This is a genomic window from Bradyrhizobium sp. (assembly GCF_004799405.1).
Lineage (GTDB): Bacteria > Pseudomonadota > Alphaproteobacteria > Rhizobiales > Xanthobacteraceae > Bradyrhizobium.
In genome coordinates this window covers 41215-58590 of the sequence record NZ_SSMW01000103.1, presented here as the reverse complement: position 1 = coordinate 58590, position 17376 = coordinate 41215, and the positions used below count along the sequence as shown (strand labels likewise).

23 protein-coding genes are annotated in these 17376 nt (G+C 61.4%); 11 read left to right on the top strand and 12 right to left on the bottom strand.

The window, feature by feature from the left end; genetic code table 11:
* From E7813_RS16415 to E7813_RS16405, 3 genes are all read right to left on the bottom strand, one after another.
* Positions 1–265: hypothetical protein (locus E7813_RS16415; RefSeq protein WP_291575579.1), on the bottom strand; the 265-nt coding region annotated here is incomplete at its 3' end.
* A 581-nt stretch (positions 266–846) separates the two neighbouring features.
* Positions 847–1692 (bottom strand): tetratricopeptide repeat protein, encoded by an 846-nt coding sequence (locus E7813_RS16410; protein ID WP_291575578.1) that lies wholly within the window; start codon positions 1690–1692, stop codon positions 847–849.
* A 174-nt stretch (positions 1693–1866) separates the two neighbouring features.
* Positions 1867–2904: a glutamine synthetase beta-grasp domain-containing protein gene (locus E7813_RS16405; protein ID WP_291575576.1), complete on the bottom strand. Its 1038-nt coding sequence runs from the start codon at positions 2902–2904 to the stop codon at positions 1867–1869.
* Positions 2905–3460: 556 nt separating this feature from the next.
* On the opposite strand from E7813_RS16405, the gene E7813_RS16400 reads away from it, so the two are divergent.
* Positions 3461–3664, top strand: coding sequence for a DUF2735 domain-containing protein (locus E7813_RS16400; RefSeq protein WP_291575575.1), 204 nt, complete (start codon positions 3461–3463; stop codon positions 3662–3664).
* A 91-nt stretch (positions 3665–3755) separates the two neighbouring features.
* Here E7813_RS16400 and E7813_RS16395 read toward each other — a convergent pair whose 3' ends face one another.
* The gene (locus E7813_RS16395) at positions 3756–4061 is read right to left on the bottom strand and encodes an MliC family protein (RefSeq protein WP_291575574.1); all 306 of its coding nucleotides are present in this window, start codon (positions 4059–4061) and stop codon (positions 3756–3758) included.
* Between the two features lie 83 nt (positions 4062–4144).
* Here E7813_RS16395 and E7813_RS16390 point away from each other — a divergent pair, with 83 nt between their 5' ends.
* Positions 4145–4891: a tyrosine-protein phosphatase gene (locus tag E7813_RS16390; protein WP_291575573.1), complete on the top strand. Its 747-nt coding sequence runs from the start codon at positions 4145–4147 to the stop codon at positions 4889–4891.
* A gap of 40 nt (positions 4892–4931) precedes the next feature.
* On the opposite strand, the gene E7813_RS16385 is transcribed toward E7813_RS16390, so the two are convergent.
* A complete protein-coding gene (locus E7813_RS16385) occupies positions 4932–5069 on the bottom strand; it encodes a hypothetical protein (protein WP_291575572.1) in 138 nt (45 codons plus the stop codon).
* A gap of 179 nt (positions 5070–5248) precedes the next feature.
* Complete coding sequence (locus E7813_RS16380) at positions 5249–5923, bottom strand: SGNH/GDSL hydrolase family protein (RefSeq protein WP_291575570.1); 675 nt, start codon at positions 5921–5923, stop codon at positions 5249–5251.
* 124 nt (positions 5924–6047) lie between these two features.
* Here E7813_RS16380 and fabG point away from each other — a divergent pair, with 124 nt between their 5' ends.
* The 4 genes from fabG (at position 6048) to E7813_RS16360 (ending at position 8243) form a co-directional block, all read left to right on the top strand.
* Positions 6048–6728: a 3-oxoacyl-ACP reductase FabG gene (gene fabG, locus E7813_RS16375; RefSeq protein WP_291575569.1), complete on the top strand. Its 681-nt coding sequence runs from the start codon at positions 6048–6050 to the stop codon at positions 6726–6728.
* Between the two features lie 97 nt (positions 6729–6825).
* Complete coding sequence (locus E7813_RS16370; protein WP_291575567.1) at positions 6826–7551, top strand: DUF2161 family putative PD-(D/E)XK-type phosphodiesterase; 726 nt, start codon at positions 6826–6828, stop codon at positions 7549–7551.
* Complete coding sequence (locus E7813_RS16365) at positions 7548–7847, top strand: putative quinol monooxygenase (protein ID WP_291575565.1); 300 nt, start codon at positions 7548–7550, stop codon at positions 7845–7847. The genes E7813_RS16370 and E7813_RS16365 overlap by 4 nt, the downstream gene beginning before the upstream one ends.
* Positions 7848–7940: 93 nt before the next feature.
* On the top strand, positions 7941–8243 hold the full coding sequence (locus tag E7813_RS16360; protein WP_291575563.1) for a hypothetical protein: 303 nt from the start codon (positions 7941–7943) through the stop codon (positions 8241–8243).
* Between the two features lie 72 nt (positions 8244–8315).
* Here the strand turns inward: E7813_RS16360 and E7813_RS16355 are convergent, their stop codons facing one another.
* Together E7813_RS16355 and E7813_RS16350 are read right to left on the bottom strand one after the other, a co-directional pair.
* A complete protein-coding gene (locus E7813_RS16355; protein WP_291575562.1) occupies positions 8316–8939 on the bottom strand; it encodes a GNAT family N-acetyltransferase in 624 nt (207 codons plus the stop codon).
* A gap of 132 nt (positions 8940–9071) precedes the next feature.
* Positions 9072–9470 carry a PaaI family thioesterase gene (locus E7813_RS16350; RefSeq protein ID WP_291575561.1) on the bottom strand — a complete coding sequence of 133 codons (399 nt, stop codon included), beginning with the start codon at positions 9468–9470 and terminating at the stop codon, positions 9072–9074.
* A 144-nt stretch (positions 9471–9614) separates the two neighbouring features.
* Here E7813_RS16350 and E7813_RS16345 point away from each other — a divergent pair, with 144 nt between their 5' ends.
* Positions 9615–10403: a cobalamin-binding protein gene (locus E7813_RS16345; protein WP_291575560.1), complete on the top strand. Its 789-nt coding sequence runs from the start codon at positions 9615–9617 to the stop codon at positions 10401–10403.
* Here E7813_RS16345 and E7813_RS16340 read toward each other — a convergent pair.
* Positions 10400–11680: an ArgE/DapE family deacylase gene (locus tag E7813_RS16340; protein WP_291575558.1), complete on the bottom strand. Its 1281-nt coding sequence runs from the start codon at positions 11678–11680 to the stop codon at positions 10400–10402. The two genes, E7813_RS16345 and E7813_RS16340, sit on opposite strands and share 4 nt — an antisense overlap.
* Positions 11681–11837: 157 nt before the next feature.
* Between E7813_RS16340 and E7813_RS16335 the strand changes: the two genes are divergently transcribed.
* Together E7813_RS16335 and E7813_RS16330 are read left to right on the top strand one after the other, a co-directional pair.
* Entirely contained in the window at positions 11838–11990 is a 153-nt protein-coding gene (locus E7813_RS16335; RefSeq protein WP_291575556.1) for a hypothetical protein, read from the top strand.
* Positions 11991–12028: 38 nt separating this feature from the next.
* The gene (locus E7813_RS16330) at positions 12029–12280 is read left to right on the top strand and encodes a DUF6719 family protein (RefSeq protein ID WP_363331181.1); all 252 of its coding nucleotides are present in this window, start codon (positions 12029–12031) and stop codon (positions 12278–12280) included.
* 30 nt (positions 12281–12310) lie between these two features.
* Here E7813_RS16330 and E7813_RS16325 read toward each other — a convergent pair whose 3' ends face one another.
* Together E7813_RS16325 and E7813_RS16320 are read right to left on the bottom strand one after the other, a co-directional pair.
* The gene (locus tag E7813_RS16325; RefSeq protein ID WP_291575554.1) at positions 12311–13537 is read right to left on the bottom strand and encodes a serine hydrolase; all 1227 of its coding nucleotides are present in this window, start codon (positions 13535–13537) and stop codon (positions 12311–12313) included.
* A 142-nt stretch (positions 13538–13679) separates the two neighbouring features.
* Positions 13680–13835, bottom strand: a complete 156-nt coding sequence (locus E7813_RS16320) for a hypothetical protein (RefSeq protein WP_291575552.1) — start codon at positions 13833–13835, stop codon at positions 13680–13682.
* A 493-nt stretch (positions 13836–14328) separates the two neighbouring features.
* Here E7813_RS16320 and E7813_RS16315 point away from each other — a divergent pair, with 493 nt between their 5' ends.
* Positions 14329–14556: a hypothetical protein gene (locus E7813_RS16315; protein WP_291575550.1), complete on the top strand. Its 228-nt coding sequence runs from the start codon at positions 14329–14331 to the stop codon at positions 14554–14556.
* Between the two features lie 30 nt (positions 14557–14586).
* Here E7813_RS16315 and E7813_RS16310 read toward each other — a convergent pair whose 3' ends face one another.
* Entirely contained in the window at positions 14587–15129 is a 543-nt protein-coding gene (locus tag E7813_RS16310; RefSeq protein ID WP_291575549.1) for a CreA family protein, read from the bottom strand.
* Between the two features lie 225 nt (positions 15130–15354).
* On the opposite strand from E7813_RS16310, the gene E7813_RS16305 reads away from it, so the two are divergent.
* Entirely contained in the window at positions 15355–17295 is a 1941-nt protein-coding gene (locus E7813_RS16305) for a L,D-transpeptidase family protein (protein ID WP_291575548.1), read from the top strand.
* Positions 17296–17376 lie beyond the last annotated feature (81 nt).

Genomic DNA, 17376 nt, shown 5'->3' with positions numbered 1-17376 from the left:
GCGGGATGCGGTGGACGCGGATGGCGCTTTGACGAATGCGCCTGAGGCGGACGGCGAAGTCGTGTGGTCCTGACACCCCGACGCTGGTGTCAAGTTTGCGAAAGGCAACTTTCGCCAAGCGACGGTGGCAAGAAAGCCCGGTCACCGGGGAGAGCGCGAAATAAACCGTAAAACCATTGCGCGGGGAATGCCGGGTTTTCCGGTGTGACCGTGGTGACTTTGCTGGCATGGCTTGTTTTTCTGCCCTGCCAGGCTGCGGGCGCATTGGGCGCCCGGCATTCCCTGCGCCCTCTGTTTCGAGGGCGGGACGTTAACAGCAAAACTCGCGTGAAACACTCGGCGAGAATGCGAAGCCGTGGCTATTCGAAATTACGAAGAGCGACGCAAAATGCTCGGTGCCACCTCTCCCCTTGTGGGAGAGGTCGGATCGCATCGACAGATGCGATCCGGGTGAGGGGTTACGCTCTATCGATAGACCTAAAATCCCGGATGATGTCCTTGACGACGTCTCCACTTCCATCTGTACCGCTTTAAGGGTGATGAAATAATTGAACATAGCGCCGTCAGAGACGATCTCGGCCCCCCGCACACATCAAGTTACCAGTTCTGTTCAATGGGCTTTTGTATTATATGAGCCTTCCAAGATTTCAATCGCAACCAACAAACCCCTCACCCCAACCCTCTCCCACATCGAAGTCGGATATATCCGACTTCGACGTTTGAAATGCCCAACTCGGGTGAACCCGAGTTGGGTGGGAGAGGGAGCGCACCGTCATCGCTGAAACACTGTGCGTCGTGCCTGCGAACGCAGGGACGACATCCAAACCCGAACCGCAAAAACCGGTGTCAGAAACAGAGATTGGTGACAACGTTGCCGCGCTTGTCGGTCAGTACGTAGGGGCATTCGATGCGCTTGAGCGCTTTTTTGGCGCCCTCGTCGCCGAGCGCCGCCGCCCTTTCGTAATAGGCCTTGGCTGCGCTGGAATCTTTCGCCCCGCCGCGGCCTTCTTGCGTGAAGGCGCCCATCCGCTCCAGCGCGCCGGGATGATTTTGTGCCGCGGCTTTCTCGAACAAGGCCCGCGCGCCGGCATCGTCCCTGGGTCCGCCGGTGCCGTCGGCCAGCATCAACCCAAGCTGATACTGCGCCTCGGCATTGGTCTCGGCCGCTTTCGCCAGCAGTTCGCGCGCGCGTGCGGGATCCGACGCGACGCCGCCGGAGAGTGCTGCAAGATTGATGACGCCGCGCGGATTGCCGGCTTGCGCGGCGCGCTCGAACAACGCGCGCGCCTGGGCCTCGTCCTTGGCAACGCCGGAACCGGTGGCGTAGAGCACGCCGAGTTCGACCATCGCCGAGGTCGAACCCTTGTCGATCGCCTTGCGCCAGGCGGCGACCGCGTCCGCAACCTGGCCGCTGGCAAGATAGGCGCGGCCGAGCTGGTATATCGCCCGCCGCGACGACCGGGAAGCACTCTTGCAGTAGCGGATCGCGGTCGCGATATCGGCCGGTGCGACATCGGGCGTGCCCTTGACGTCGGCCGGCCTGTCGGGATCGGAGGGGTCGGCGGCGAGCCGGTCGCACAATACCAGATCGGCGGATTGCGCCCGCACCGGGGCTGGGGCAATCGCAACGACCAGCACCGCGATGGCGGCGCCGATCGCAGCGAAAAAGAACGCGTGAAGCCGCCTTGTCATGACGGGGTGCAAGTTAGCTTCGGAAGAAGGCTTAATCCAGCGCTCAAGCAGGATGCCAACCCGGTGGCAAAAAAAGACCAGCCTTGCCGGCTGGTCCATAGTCGCTGGAGGAACGCAAAATGCCGTCTGGAAAAACCCGGCCTGGACCGAAGCCCAGGCCGGGTCGCGAACGCGTCAGGCCGCAGCCGCCTTGGCGGCGGTCGGAACCGAGGCAATCGTCTTGAGGATCTGCGAGGCGATCTGGTACGGGTCGCCTTGCGAGTTCGGACGACGATCTTCCAGATAGCCCTTGTAGCCGTTGTTGGCGAAGCTGTGGGGCACCCGGATCGAGGCGCCGCGGTCGGCGATGCCGTAGCTGAAGGTGTCGATCGAGGCGGTCTCGTGCTTGCCGGTCAGCCGCATATGGTTGTCCGGACCGTAGACCGCGATGTGATCGGCGCGGTTGGTCTTGAAGGCTTCCATCAGCTTCTCGAAATATTCCTTGCCGCCGACTTCGCGCATATAGGTGGTGGAGAAGTTGGCGTGCATGCCGGAGCCGTTCCAGTCGGTGTCGCCGAGCGGCTTGCAGTGGAATTCGATATCGACGCCGTACTTTTCGGTCAGGCGCAGCATCAGGTAGCGGGCCATCCACATTTCGTCAGCGGCCTTCTTGGAGCCCTTGCCGAAGATCTGGAATTCCCACTGGCCCTTGGCCACTTCGGCGTTGATGCCTTCGTGGTTGATGCCGGCGGCGAGGCAAAGGTCGAGATGCTCGTCCACCATCTTGCGGGCGATGTCGCCGACATTCTTGTAGCCGACGCCGGTGTAATACGGGCCCTGCGGCGCGGGATAGCCGGAGTTCGGGAAGCCGAGCGGACGGCCGTCCTTGTAGAAGAAATATTCCTGCTCGTAACCGAACCAGGCGCCCTCATCGTCGAGAATGGTCGCGCGCTTGTTCGAGGGATGCGGGGTCTTGCCGTCGGGCATCATCACTTCGCACATCACCAGCGCGCCGTTGGTGCGGGCGGCGTCCGGATAGATCGCCACCGGCTTGAGCACGCAATCGGAATTGTGGCCCTCGGCCTGCATGGTCGAGCTTCCGTCGAAGCCCCACAGCGGAAGCTGCTCCAGCGTCGGGAACACGTCGTATTCCTTGATCTGTGTCTTGCCGCGCAGATTCGGGGTCGGCGTGTACCCGTCGAGCCAGATATACTCGAGCTTATACTTTGTCATTGAGCTCTCTCTTGAGTTGATGATGATGCGAAAGTGAGGAACCGAAGCGCTGATCGCCCCACGCGTGTACCCGGCCACCATCGGCCGTTTCTTACCAAGCATTTAACGTGCCAATCGGCGGCGCCGGGAACCCTGCCAAGGCGGGTGAATCGGCTGCGGCCTGCCCTTACCGAACGGCATTTCAGGTGCGGCAAAGGCGCGCGGGTCGCAGCGGCTGCCGGCACTTCGGCGGCTAGGCTTCGGCCCAAACTACGCCCGATTCCACGGCAGTTCGCGTTCCGTTGGTGGGTCCGATTAAAACCGCAGCAATCGCCGGCAACATTCTTCAAGAAAGCGAGGTCGCTCCCGCAACCTTGGCGATAGCCCAAGCGTTAGCCAGTCCGCAGTTGCTTTCCACGGTGCAAAATCAAGAATGCCCACAATTTATACATCGAATGATTTTGTTTTGATCAGGTTGCATCAGCCGAGGGCACGGCCGATATCGGCTCTAGTAACCACTCAAGAACGAGTCGGGCGCACCATGAGTGCATGCGTCGCGGCTTCAGGAGAGACCAAGATGAATACGAGTTTCAATCAGGGGTCCGCAAGGATCTACCAATTCCCGGTCGGCGGTCGCTCGGCCATTGCCGGACGTCGCCATGACGAGATCAAGACCGCCGCGGACCTCGCCTCATCGCGCGTGAGCGAAGCGGTCGTCGGCGGCGCCTGGTATCACGAAGCGGCCGTCCAGGAATCCAAGCCATCCAAACCGGTGCGCTGATGCCAGCCGAACCCGGTGCCGATCCGTTACGGGACTTTGGTGCGATAACGAAAGCGTAAAGAGGGCCGAAACAAAAATGTTTCGGCCCTTTTCATATCGCCTCGCAAGCCGTGACCGGCCGCCGCGCATGCTTCAGTAGGACGCCCGCTTTGGTCATTTTCAAGGTGACGCCGCCGCCCGAATAGCGCGAACCGGAAAACGCAAAGCGCCGCGCCAGGGTGACCGCATGTCCGTCGATCTGCAGATGCGCGCGGCTATCGTAATCGAAAAATCCGGCAATGAACTGGGTGCCGTCGGCGCAACGATAGCTCTGGAAGGTCTGCGCCGATGCGGGCGATGAGCCCGCCGCGACAGCAACCAGTGCGGCGGCGAAAATAGCAGCCCTGCGCCGATTCATGTTCATCCCCCTAGTGCGACCGGAAAGGCGGAACACCCTGCCGGTCATTTCCCTGCCGCGGAGGATGGCTTAAGATCGTCCCGATGTCAGCTTCCCCCGTCCGTCACTTCGATCTCGCCGGCGCCAGCAATTTCCGAGACCTTGGCGGCTATCCCGGCCGGGACGGTCGCACCGTGCGCTGGCGGCAGATCTTCCGGTCCAATCATCTCGGCCACCTCACCGCGGCCGATATCGGCGTGCTGCGCGGCCTCGGACTAAAGAGCGCGTTCGATTTTCGCGGCACCGAGGAGCGCATGGCCGCGGCCTGCAGCCTCGAGGAGATCACGGTCCATTCGCTGCCGATCGAGCCGACCGTGGTGGCGACGCTGCGCGCGATCCGCGCCGCCGGCGCGCCGATCTCGTCGGCCGAAGCGCTGGAGGTCATGCGCGATTCCTACCGCAGTTATGTTCGGCACAATACGCCGCGTTTCCGCGCGTTGTTCGCGCATCTGCTGGAAGACCGCGCGCCGCTGGTGATCCACTGCACCGCCGGCAAGGACCGCACCGGATTTGCCTGCGCGCTGATTCTGCATGCGCTCGGCGTCTCCGATGACGTGATCGCCGAGGATTACCTGCTCACCAACCGCTTCTACCGGCGCGATCCTTCCGTCAGCTCCGACCTGCCTGACGACGTCAGGCAGACGATTGCCCTGGTGGAGGCATCTTTCCTCGCCGCCGCATTCGAAGTCATCCGCGCCGATTACGGCACTCTGGAAAACTATTTTGGGGATGGTCTCGGCCTCGGGCCGCGCCAGCGCGCCGCGCTGCAGGCTTGCTATCTGGAGTCCTGACTTTCTTGCTCGCTGAAGGCGGGGGACAACGCAAACTGCTCTACGCCGCCGCCTCCATCTCCGCGTCGAGGTCGGAAATGACGTCCTCGAAGGCCGAGATCGCCTGCTGAACCGCCGCAATCTGCATCAATTCCCAGCCGCTGACCGGTCCGTTGCGATTTTGCAGCGCGACAACCAAGTCCCGCCGCTGCTCCTTAAGCTGAACAAGTGGTAAACCGTGATCAGGTAGATATCTCATGCTCGTACACCCCGTGCCCATGGATCGGGCGATGGGCAACCTAGCGTGATGTTTCTGCATTCGGCTTACAAAACTCCGGCAAATTTTAGCGATTGGCAGCTTATCGCGACCGCCGGGGTTTAGGCCACCGGCGCGCTTGCCATCGCAATGTCGAGCACCTGCGCAATGCAACCGGTGCACCAATCGCTCATGTGCAATTGACTGCCGTCGGCCGGATCGATCAGGTTCTCGATCGGGATGCAATCATCGACCCAGCGCCGCATCAGGGCGAAGCGGCGAAACACGTTGACGTTTGCCTTCCCCGCCGCGTCCGCGATCCGCGCCACCATCTGTTCGGACAGCTTCAGCTTGTCGGTACCCACGATGGCGGTGGTGTATTGCAGGTCCATCAGCACCACATCCATCGGCAGGCTGCTGAGCCGTTCGAGTCCGGTCACGATCGATGCGATCACGTCATCCGGATTATAGTCCTGGTTACGAAACACCGCATTCGTTCCAACCTGCCAGATCACCAGCGCGGGCGCTTCGTCAATGACATCGGGGTCGAAGCGGGACAGTTCGTCGGTCGCCTCCTGCCCGCTGACTCCGCGATTGACCACATCGATCATCCGGTCGTGAAAGCGGCTCCTCAAGACCATTTCCAGCCGGCCGGGATATGGCAATATCTTGCCCTCGCCGGCCGTCGAGGACGAGCCGATCGCCACGATCTTGACCTTGCGCCGGCTTTTGAGACTCTTCGCCAGGTGCGGAAGCGGATATTTGAAGCGAACGAGGTCATTTGTGGTTTCAGACATGTGAACATCCGTTTTGCGGGAACGATCCGTCGTCGCGTGCATTTGGGCGGAAAATTTCGCAGTATTGCAAACCAAATTCGCTGATCGATTGCACAGGAATCAGCACTCGCCCGGAGGGCCCGCCATGAACGGAAAAGTCATCGTCGTCACCGGCGCCTCTGGTGCGCTTGGCAAGGTGGTTGCCGAGGTCGCGCTGGCGCGGGGCGCGCGGGTGGCCGGCGTGGATCACGCGGCATCGCAACTTCCGGCGACGGAAAATCGGATCGAACTTGGCGGCGTCGACCTGACGGATGCGGCGCAAGCCAAAAAAGCCATCGACGCGGTGGCGGCGCATTTCGGCAGGCTCGATGCGCTGGTCAACATCGCCGGAGGGTTTGCGTTCGAACCGGTTGCCGAGGGTGATACGAAAACCTGGCAGCGCATGTACGCGCTGAACGTCCTCACCGCACTGAATGCGTCACGATCGGCGATCCCGCACCTGGCCGCTTCCAGCGCCGGGCGGATCGTCAATGTCGGCGCCATGGGCGCGCTGCAGGCCGGCGCCGGCATGGGCGCCTATGCCGCATCCAAAGCCGGCGTACATCGCCTCACCGAAGCGCTTGCCGCCGAATGGAAAGGCAAGATCACCGTCAATGCCGTGCTGCCGTCGACCATCGATACCGCGGCCAATCGCGCCAGCATGCCCAAGGCGGATTTCGCAAAATGGGTGGCGCCGCAGGAACTGGCTGACGTCATCCTATTTCTAACCAGCGACGCCGCCAGCGCCGTCACCGGCGCGTTGCTGCCGGTGAGTGGACGGGTGTAGCTCTCGCCCCCCACGCCCGCGTCGTTTGATCGAATCCCAGGACCCAATTCGGGTTAGACTCAGCACAGTGAGTCGCAGGCGCGACACTGGAGTCCCCTTGGAAACCGCGCTCTACCTTCCCGTCAAACGCTTCCTTGAAAATCTCGGCTTTACGGTCAAGGGCGAGATCGGCGGCTGCGACCTTGTCGCGCTGAGCGGTGACGACCCGCCGGTCGTGGTGATCGGCGAACTCAAGCTTTCCTTCAATCTCGAACTGGTTTTGCAGGCGGTCGATCGCGCCGGCGCCTGCGACGAGGTCTGGATCGCAGCCAAACTTTCGGCACGCGGCAAGGGCCGCGAGAGCGACGCGCGCTATCGCAATCTCTGCCGCCGGCTCGGCTTCGGCATGCTCGCGGTCACCGATCGCGGCCATGTCGAGGTCATCGTCAAGCCAGCCACCACTGCCCCGCGCCGCAATCCGAAGAAACGTTCGCGGCTGGTTTCGGAACATCAGCGGCGCAAGGGCGACCCGGTCCTGGGCGGCAGCACGCGCTCGCCGATCATGACGGCCTATCGTCAGCAGGCGCTGTCCTGCGCCGCGGCACTGGTGCAAGGCCCCCGGAAAGTACGCGACCTCAAGGCCGATAGTCCCGACGCGGCAAAAATCCTGCTGCACAATGTCTATGGCTGGTTCATCCGCGTCGAACGCGGCATCTATGAACTGACCGCTGCAGGACATGCGGCCCTGAAGCGATGGCCACAACAGCCGATCGAGGTCATCGACGCCGGCCGGCTGGTGCCGAACCTGCCATCGAAACAATTGGTTATTGGGGGGAAAAGATGATCGTGGTGACGGGCAGCGTGACGGCGCGGGAAGATTCCTTCGACGAGGTTCAGAAATTGAGCCTCGAACACGTGCAGCGCTCGCGCGAGGAGCCCGGATGCATCTCGCACGCGGTGCATGTCGATTGCGAAGACCCGCTACGATTGGTGTTCATCGAACAATGGGCCGATCGCGCGGCGCTACTGGCGCATTTCGCGATCCCCGCCTCTCGCCATTTCGTCCGCGCCCTGCAGCCGCTAGCCGCAGCGGCCACGACCATTGAGATTTACGATGCGGCCAAACTGGAAAAGCTCTGAATCGCCGGATGCATGGCTGGATTGCCATATCAATTTCATATTGCAATGCAACATAGGGGCGCATAGGTATCTGGGATCAGACAAGAGGGCGAAATGAGCGAAGACTGGAATACGAAATATGGAACGCGGCGCGTCCGCCGCGATCCGCCGACGCTGGATGAAGCCATCTTCGCCGCGATCGGTATTACCGACGATCAGGAAGCTCAGGCCGAAATCGCGGCGTCCCTGATGGGGCTGCCGATCGAATCCGTCCAGTCCGAAGTCAAGAAAGCCGGCCGCACCGCGGCGCGATCTTCGACACGGGTGATCGCGGGCGAACAGGGCGCGCAGCGCTCGGTCGTGGTTGAGCGCCGGGTCATCAGGAGATTCGGCAACGACAAGCGCACCGGAACCTGAGGGTCCGCTCGAAGACAGGCGCCTGCGATCTGCGTCATCGCTGAACGGCAAAGCGAGCCCTTGCGGGCTCGTTTATGCGGTTCGGCCCAGGCCGTACATGCCAAGAACCAGCTTCCAGTACATGCGGTTGAAATGCATCATCGCGCGCACCGCATCGAGCGGCGTTACAACGTAGAGCTTTGCGAATTGCGGCTGGATTTGCGGCTTTAAATCGATACTGCCGGTGGATTCGCCGTGGCGGAATGTCAGGTGCGCGCCGAACTTGTTGGCCAGCGCCCGCATCGCCTGGTTCTGCGCACCGGTGGTGATCCGCAAGCTCTGGTAGCCCTTCGCTCGCGCTTCCGCGATCAACTTCCTGGACAGGATGCTGCCGACGCCCTGCCGCCGCACGGACGCTTCCACGCTGAATGCGATCTCCGGCAATGCGCCGGGCAATCGGTCGGGTGGATGCAGTTCCGCAGCACCATGCACCACGCCGTCTTCGACATAGGCGATGACAATCGTGCCGTCGCCGGCACATTTGGCGGCGTAGCGTTCGATGAAGCCGTCATCCATGAAGCCGTGGAAGCGGTCGTGGCGGCTCTCCGGATCGAGCCGCAACAGATGATCGCGCAGCAGCGGCAATTCTTCGTGCTGGCGCAGGGTGCGAACGGTGCCCTTCGCGGGCGCGGAACGGGTCGTGCTCTCGTAGCTCAAATCATAACTCCTCTTGGATAGCCCTCGAGGAGGCGTCGAATCCCTAGTCCATAAATATTGTGCATCGCAACATGAATTGCAAGGCCCGATCCAGTTACAAATAAACGGTTAACGAAATGCTTCGGCGCCGTTTTACAGCACCATCTGCGTCTGGGTCACCACCGCGACGAGCTTTCCTTCCTCGGTCTCCAGCCGCGTTTGCCATACCTGGGTGCGCCGTCCCCGATGCACCGGCGTTGCAGTGGCGATCACCGTGGTCCCTTCCCTTGCCGCCCCGATGAAATTGGTCTTGCTCTCGATCGTAGTGGTACCCTTGGCATCCTCCGGCAAATTGATCACGGTCGCAGCCGCACCGACCGAATCCGCGAACGCCATCACCGCGCCGCCATGAATGTTGCGGTTGAGGGTGCAGAGATCGGGTCGTACCAGCATCCGCGCCACCACGCGATCCTTCTCGGCTTCGGTGAATGTCACGCCTTTCAATTCGGCAAACGGCATCTTCATTGATTTGACTTTTTCAAGCGGCGTCATCGGTAGTCCTCCTCCCATCGTCATACGCGGGCTTGACCCGCGTATCCATCGATCTCGCAAAAAGGCTTTACCGGATCGGTCAAGCCCGGCAACGACAAAGCGACCGCAGTGACAAGCGATTTATTCTTCGGCATATCATTTGCCATGCGTCAATTCCCTCCTTGCCGGATCGTGTGTCTCACCGAAGAAACCGTGGAGACGCTGTATCTACTTGGGGAACAGGACCGGATCGTCGGCGTCTCCGGCTATGCGGTGCGGCCACCGCGGGTCAGGCGCGAGAAGCCGCGGGTGTCGGCGTTTATCTCGGCGGACATCCCCAGAATCCTCAGCCTCGAACCGGACCTCGTTCTGGCTTTCTCAGACCTGCAGGCGGAGATCGTCGCCGACCTGGTCCGCGCCGGCGTCGCCATCCATGTCTTCAACCAGCGCGACGTCGCGGGCATCCTGGCGATGATCCGCACCCTGGGCGCGCTGGTCGGCGCGGCTGAAAAAGCCGACCAGCTTGCAACGTCTTATGAACAGCGTCTAGCCGGCATCGCATCGACGTCCCGGCCATCGCCCAAGCCAAGAGTCTATTTCGAGGAATGGGACGATCCATTGATCAGCGGCATCGGCTGGGTCTGCGAACTGATCGAGATCGCCGGCGGCGAAGACGTGCTGCCTGACCTGAGATTTCAACAGGCCGCCAGGGACCGGATCGTTTCGCCGGAGACCGTGCGCGCCACGGCGCCCGATGTGATCCTGGCGTCGTGGTGCGGCAAGAAAGTCGTCGCGGACAGGATCAGAAAGCGGCCGGGCTGGAACCAGATTCCGGCGGTGCGCAACGACCGCATCGTCGAAATCAAATCGCCAGTGATCCTGCAACCGGGTCCGGCTGCGCTCACCGACGGGCTGGATGCAATTGTCGCAGCGTTGTGGCCACCTTCCGGCTAAAGCGCCTCGACGCCGCACCATTCGGCGATGAACAACGCGGTAGCCTTGGTCGACTTCCGCAGCGAATCGAGATCGACATATTCGTTGAAGCCGTGCATCGCCGCCCCGCTGGCGCCGAAGCACAGGCTTGGGATGTTGTAGTTCAGCCCGTAGAACCGCGTATCGGTGAGCGCGGTGAAGACGAGGTCTTGCACCGCGCCGCCATAGACCGCGTTGTAGGCCTTGCCGAATGCGGCTTCAGCCTGCGCGGAGTCCTTCAACTCATATCCCTCGGACAGAAACCCCGACCATTCCACGTCGGGCGGATTGTTGGAGAGGAAACGATGATCGCGCGCGGCCGAGGAGACGCAGCCAAGGATCTCGGCCTGGCAGTCGGCAACCGACCAACCCGGCAGAATGGCGATTCTACAATCGACATCGCACCACGCCGGCACGCTGGAGGCCCAATCACCGCCCTTGATGATGCCCGGATTGAAGTTGATCGGATGCGTCACCGCCTTGAAATGGCGATCGCTCTTCGCCCTTTCATTCCATTCGGTTTCGAGCTTCTTCAGGCGGTGAATCAAGTGATAGGCCGCGGTGATGGCGTTGGAGCCCGAGCCTGCCTCGAACACATGCACCGGATGGCCGCGTACCCTGAGCCTGAACCAGATCACGCCGACTTGCGATCGCACCATTCTGCCGGAGGTCGGCTCGGGGATGAAGCAGGCGTCGGCACGATAGCCGCGCTGCAAGGTCGAGAGCGCACCGACGCCGGTACTCTCCTCCTCGATCACGGATTGAAAGTGAATCCGCGCCGTCGGCTTGAAACCGGCGGCCTTGATGGCATCGAGCGCATGGAGCGCACCGATGGTGCCGGACTTCATGTCGCAGGCGCCGCGGCCGTACATCTTGCCGTCCTTTACCATCGGGGAAAACGGCGGCGTCTCCCACATCTCAAGCGGGCCGGCCGGCACCACGTCGCAATGCCCCTGCAGGATCAGCGATTTGCCGGCGTTGCTGGTCGGCCGATAAGTGCCGACCACTGTGCGCGCCCTGGAGAAATCATGTTCGATCGGGCCGAAGCCGCGCAAATCCCTGAGATCGTCGACATCGATATGCCAGTCGTCGACCTCATAGCCGCGCTGGCGCAAGAGATCGCCGATCATGTCCTGGCATGGCCCTTCGGCGCCGCGGGTTGAGGGAATCGCGACAAAATCCCGCGTGGTGGCCAACTGCGCGTCGAAACCGGCGTCGACGGCGTCGAGGATTTTTTGCCTGGCATCCATGGCGCTCATCGTGTCGTGGCTCCGGTTCGCTGCCGCGGAGGGAACGCGGCAACGGCCGGGATCAAATCATATCCGGTCGGGATTCGCAGGTGTTTTTGGCCGCTATGAGAATCGCCGAGGCCTCCATACAATGCAGGCGAAATTCTCACTCCCAACGGAGAACTCAATGCCCGCCAACCGCAACATTTTGTATCTCATTATCGGCGCACTGATCGTCGGGGTGGGTGTGCTCGGCTACAATCTCTATCAGACCAAGAAGCAGCCGGAGGGCCTGCAGATCAACGTCGGCCCGAACGGGCTGAAGATCCAGAACAAGTGAAACAAGCTGCACCATCGATCGTGAAGGTTTCACAGTTCATGCGTTTTTCGTTGCTGCTGCTCGGCGGTCTCGTGCTGTTTTCCCTAATGCCAGCGACCAGGGCGGATCAGGTGGCGCGGGTGCAGGATATCGTCAATTTGCGGCTCGGCCAGCGTATCAAGGTCGATGATGGAACCTGTCCCGCCGGCCAGATCAAGGAAGTCTCCGGCACCAAGATGATCTCAACGGGAATCGTCCGCACCAGCAAATGTATTCCGCGCTTGGGACCCAAGCTGAACCGACCGCGCTAACGGCCGCGATGAGCCGGATCGCCTCACACCCTACCAGTTGCCATATTTGCCGATCAGCCCGCGCCAGACGGCGTCGCGCTCCGCAGCCAGCGGCTCTTTTCCAACGCTGGCATTTTTCGCAGCAGCCGTCACCACCATGACGAGTTTGAGTTCGGGATCGACGAAGATCGATTGACCGTAAACGCCGAGCAATGCAAACCTTCGCTTCTCGCCCGGGAAAAGCCAGAACTGGTAGCCATAGCCAAAATACGGGGTGGCTCGCCTTGGCGTGAACGCTTCGGGTTGCCGGTGCCAATCGGTCGCGTCGAGCAGGTACTCCTTCGGCACCACTTGTCTCGGTCCGACCGCGCCATCATTGGCCAGCAGCACGCCAAGACGTCCGTAGTCGCGCAGGATCGCGTTGAAACTTCCCGCGGCGACCTCGGTGCCATCGCGCGACCTGATCCAGGTCGCATCGGCTTCGGCGCCCATGGGCTGCCAGAGCCGCTCCGTCAGATACTCACTGAGCGTGGTTCCGGTGACCGCGCGCAGCAGTACCGCCAGGATGACGGTCTCGCTGGAGGCGTAATGAAAGCGCGTGCCCGGCTCGACTTCGCGGGGCCCGAACGCGCGCAGTGCGGCGATCGACCCCTGCGAACCGCGAAGGTTGCCGAACCGCGTCAGGTCGTCCTTGCCGTCATAGACTTCGTTGAACGGCACGCCGGATGACATGCGCAACACGTTCCGTATCGAGGTGTCGCCATAGGCGCTGCCCGCAAGCTTCGGCTCGTATTTGGAGACGAGGTCGTCCAGGGAGGCTATTTTCCCCTCGGCGAGCGCCATTCCCACCGCAATACTGACGATGGATTTCGCCATCGAATGCGAAACAAAGCGGTCCACCGGCTTGCGATCGTACTGATAACGCTCGCACAGAATCTCGCCGTCCTTGATCACCAGCAGACCGGTGATGCGCTGGCGATCTAGAAAATCGTCGAGCGTATAGTTCTGGTCCTTGAACCGGTAGTCGATCTTCAATTCACTTGCGGCGGCGGGCAACGGCAACGGCGAAGCCGCCTTCCTGAGGGTGTAATGGGGTAGCAGCGTGTCGAGATGACTGAAGGATCCGATTCGCACGCCTTCGTCATAGAACCAGCTGCCCCGGGTGCCGACCGGATAACCGGCCGCCTTGCCCAACAGGTCTTCGTCGGGAGCGGCAGCGGCGGAAGACGCCAGCGCGACAAACGCTGCGCACCACATCAGGTTTCGGCACGGCCGCATCCATTGCTCCACGCTGACCGATCAAAGCGGACGGTCGTTCAATGGTTACAATAGCGGCAGATTCGCATGAAGGTGCACTGGCGCTGCGCTGATGCGAAAAAGAATGAAGTTCTACCGGCAACCTTTTAGGCTTGGGCTAGTTTTAGCGGGCGGCGACGAGCAAGGCGTGGGTGGCCGCGATCGGCGTGCCGCTATAGGCGAAGGTACCGACTCCCGGAAGCCCGTTTTCCGGTGATCCCGCCAGTGACGGACCGGCGAGCACGAAAGCGAACGCAAGGACGAAGCTGAGGGCTCGCATTTGACTGTCTCCGGTTTTGTGGCCGGCGTTGTCCCGCCGTTTTCGTTGGCGAAACTGATAACCAACCGCTGTTTCCGGATGCTTGCGCAAAAGGGAAAAATGGTTTCGTCGGCCGGGAGAATTGTTTCATCGACCGAGGTCGACGAAACAATCGAAATAAAACACAATTATTTCAATTAGATAAGAGCTTCGACGGGCAGCGAACGGGTCCAGTTGGCAGCTTCATCCGCAGTCAGAAATCGACGACCTTCGCCCCTGATCGGCTCGTCCAATGGCCGAATCCGGGGTGGTTCAACGGCCTACCGCGACCATGGGTCCAGCCGGCGGAGCCAGACCGGCTGAAATATTTAACGTTTCTCTGGTGAGAAGCCCGTTGGCGGGCCCTTTGCGAGGGTGAACCGAAGCATTGGCCCGGCCGACTCACTTGAGCGAACCTGCAACCTTTCCAAGCAGTGGCGCGTTGTAATCTTGACCTCAACAAAGGACAGCAGTCGTGGGCAATGACAACATCGATGTTGGCAAGAAAACCGCGACGCCCAAATCCGGCCCGGCGAAATCCGCGCGGCCTGGAATTTGTGGCGCGATGACGCAGCAGCGCTGCGACAGCGGTCGCGGCGATGAATCGGCACCGCAGAAATTCGTGCAGTTGGTGGGCCATCGCGATCCCAAGGCCCGGCACGAGGCTTGGGTCGGGCCACGCCCGAAGCCGGTAAGGAGGTAGTTTACAGGATCCCGACCAGAATCATTGCGGTCACTGGATGAACTCGCCACATTTCTTGATCGCGGTATCGGCGGCTCCCCAAGGCATGATCGGCACCGAAGAGGTCGAATTCTCCGGCGATCCCTCGATCAGTCTGTCGGAATAGACCATATAGACCAGCACGTTCCGTTTGGCGTCACAGCCCCGGACGATCTGCATTTTCTTGAAGAAAAGCGAACGCCGCTGCCGAAACATGTCGTCGCCCTGCTCCATTTTGGATTTGAAACGGATCGGGCCGATCTGGCGGCACGCCAGCGAAATATCCGAGACCTGTTCGGCAATCCCCAGCCAGCCCTTGTAGCCGCCCTTCTCCGGCACCGTAAAATGACAGGCCACTCCCTCGACCTCGGGGTCGTCGATGCCGTAGGTCGCAAGCTTGTCATTCGGGCTCAGTAATTTGAACACGGTCGAGCGGCGGAAGATCAGGTCCGGCTCGTCGGCGGCCGAGGCCGGCGAACCGGCCCAAAACGTCAATAGCAGCACCAAAAAAGCCGCGTTTCTCCAGCTCTGGTGGCCAATGGCTTGGGATGTCATGGAACTCTCCGTCGGCGGGGCTTCCGCCGATGTAGTTGCACAGATGCCCCATCGGAAGGCTAATCCGCTGAGGGAGTACGGGCCGGTTAACCGAATGTGAGGCTTTTTTGCTACGCTTGGAGCTAAAATCGCCGGGATTGCCGGCCTTATGCTGGTGAACGCGTTTCCCGTCTGCGACAACTAAATACGACTAAATATCAAGGCTGAGATTCGAGGATCATGGGCGTGGGCAAGGATCGGGCGGCGGGGATTGCGGATGGACGACTGCGGCCGTCCCCGCGCGAAAATCAGGCACCGGGCCACGCAGCTTTCGCCAAATCCCTGTGGCGGATTGCCGTCCTGGCGGCCGCCGGCGTCATCGGCGGCACTTCTTATGCGGAAGCTGCGGTGGCGTGGTCGGATTCCGACGCCGGATTTTCACGGCCCACTCCACAGCGGCGGCATAGAGCGCATCGCCATTCGGCCCGCAAGATCGACGCAACGGTAAAAGAAAAAGAATCCGCGAAACCGCAGGGACCGCTGATCATTGCGATCTCGATCGACAAGCAGAAACTGAAAATCTACGACAGCAACGGATTTTTCGCCGAAGCGCCGGTTTCCACCGGCATGAAGGGCCATCCGACGCCGATGGGTGTCTTCAGCGTCATTGAAAAGGACCGATACCACCATTCCAACATCTATAGCGGCGCACCGATGCCGTACATGCAGCGGATCACATGGTCCGGCGTTGCGATGCACGCTGGCGTGCTCCCTGGCTATCCGGCCTCGCATGGCTGCATCCGCATGCCCCCGGCCTTTGCGGTGAAGATGTGGGGCTGGACCAAGATGGGGGCCCGGGTCGTCGTAACGCCGGGCGAGATAACTCCGCCCGAGAGTTTTTCACATCCGTTGCTCGCAACCGAGAAAGTCCCGCCACAGCCGGCGGCTGCCGTCGAGCCGATGGTGGACGCCCCCGCAAAGCCCGAGAAGACAGCCGACGCCGCGCCGTTGCGCGAACAGACCCACACCGCCGACGCCAGCGCTTCCCTGCCGGCAACGACGGCGCCGGTCACGATGTCGGATGCCACCCAATCCAGCGGCAACACGCCAACGCATGAGGCGGCAACCGCCGAAACAGAGCCTGCACCGGCAGGCACAGTGGATGCCGTCAAGAGCGGCGACGCACCGAATGCCGACGTGAAATCCGAAGTTGCCACCTCTGAAACTGCAAAATCGGAAACAGAATCCACCGCCGAGAAGCCCGGCGAGAAGGCTCCGTCCGATGACAGCCCGGCCGAGGTTAAATCGTCGGAATCGGCGACCTCTACCACCAAGCCTGTCGAAGCCGATGCCTCTGACAATCCAGGCCAGAAACCGGACGAGGCTACTGTCTCTGCACAAGCCAGCAGCGATACGGCAAAGACCGAAGTGTCCGCCACCGAAAATACCAAAGCCGACGAGACCAGGGTCGAGGCAAAGGTGGATGACCTCAAGACGTCCGTTTCCGACACGCCCAAGCCGATTGAAGCCAAATCGACCGAAGTCAAGCCAGCCGAAGTCAAGCCGGCCGAAGTCAAGTCGGTCGAAACCAAGCCGGCTGAAAAATCTGGCGAGAAAACCCCGCCAGCGGCGGACACCGCCGCCATCCCCGATGCGAAAAAAGACCAGACCCGCCTGCAGAGCACGGAGAAAGCCGCCGCCCCGAAACCGGACCCGGTAACGGCAGCCGCGCCAAAGCGTACCGGTCAGATCGCCGTGTTCATCAGCCGCAAGGACTCAAAGCTCTATGTGCGGCAGAATTTCAAGCCGCTGTTCAGCGTGCCGGTGACGATCGCAGCGGACGACCGGCCGTTGGGAACCCATGTGTTCACGGCACAAGTCGACAAGGACGACGCCAACCTGCTGCACTGGTCGGTGGTTTCGATCCCGGCCCGGCATGTCGAGCGGCGGGACGAGGACGAGCATGTGTCGCGGCGGCGGAAGAAGACAACCGAGGCCGCCGAAGTAAAGGTAATGCCGGTCCCGGATAGCCCTGCCGAGGCTTTGAATCGTATCACCATACCTGCCGATGCCATGGCGCGAATTGCCGAGTCGCTTTCGACCGGCGGCTCGATCGTGGTTTCCGATCAGGGCATCAACGCCGGCGAAACCGGCGAGGGAACCGATTTCATCGTGTCGCTGCGCTAGGCTGCAAAGACTTGGTCCGGCCGGCCGTGATGGCTTGTTGAGCGGCGGTCGCCGACCGCCTATGTTTGCCGCTCGCCTAAA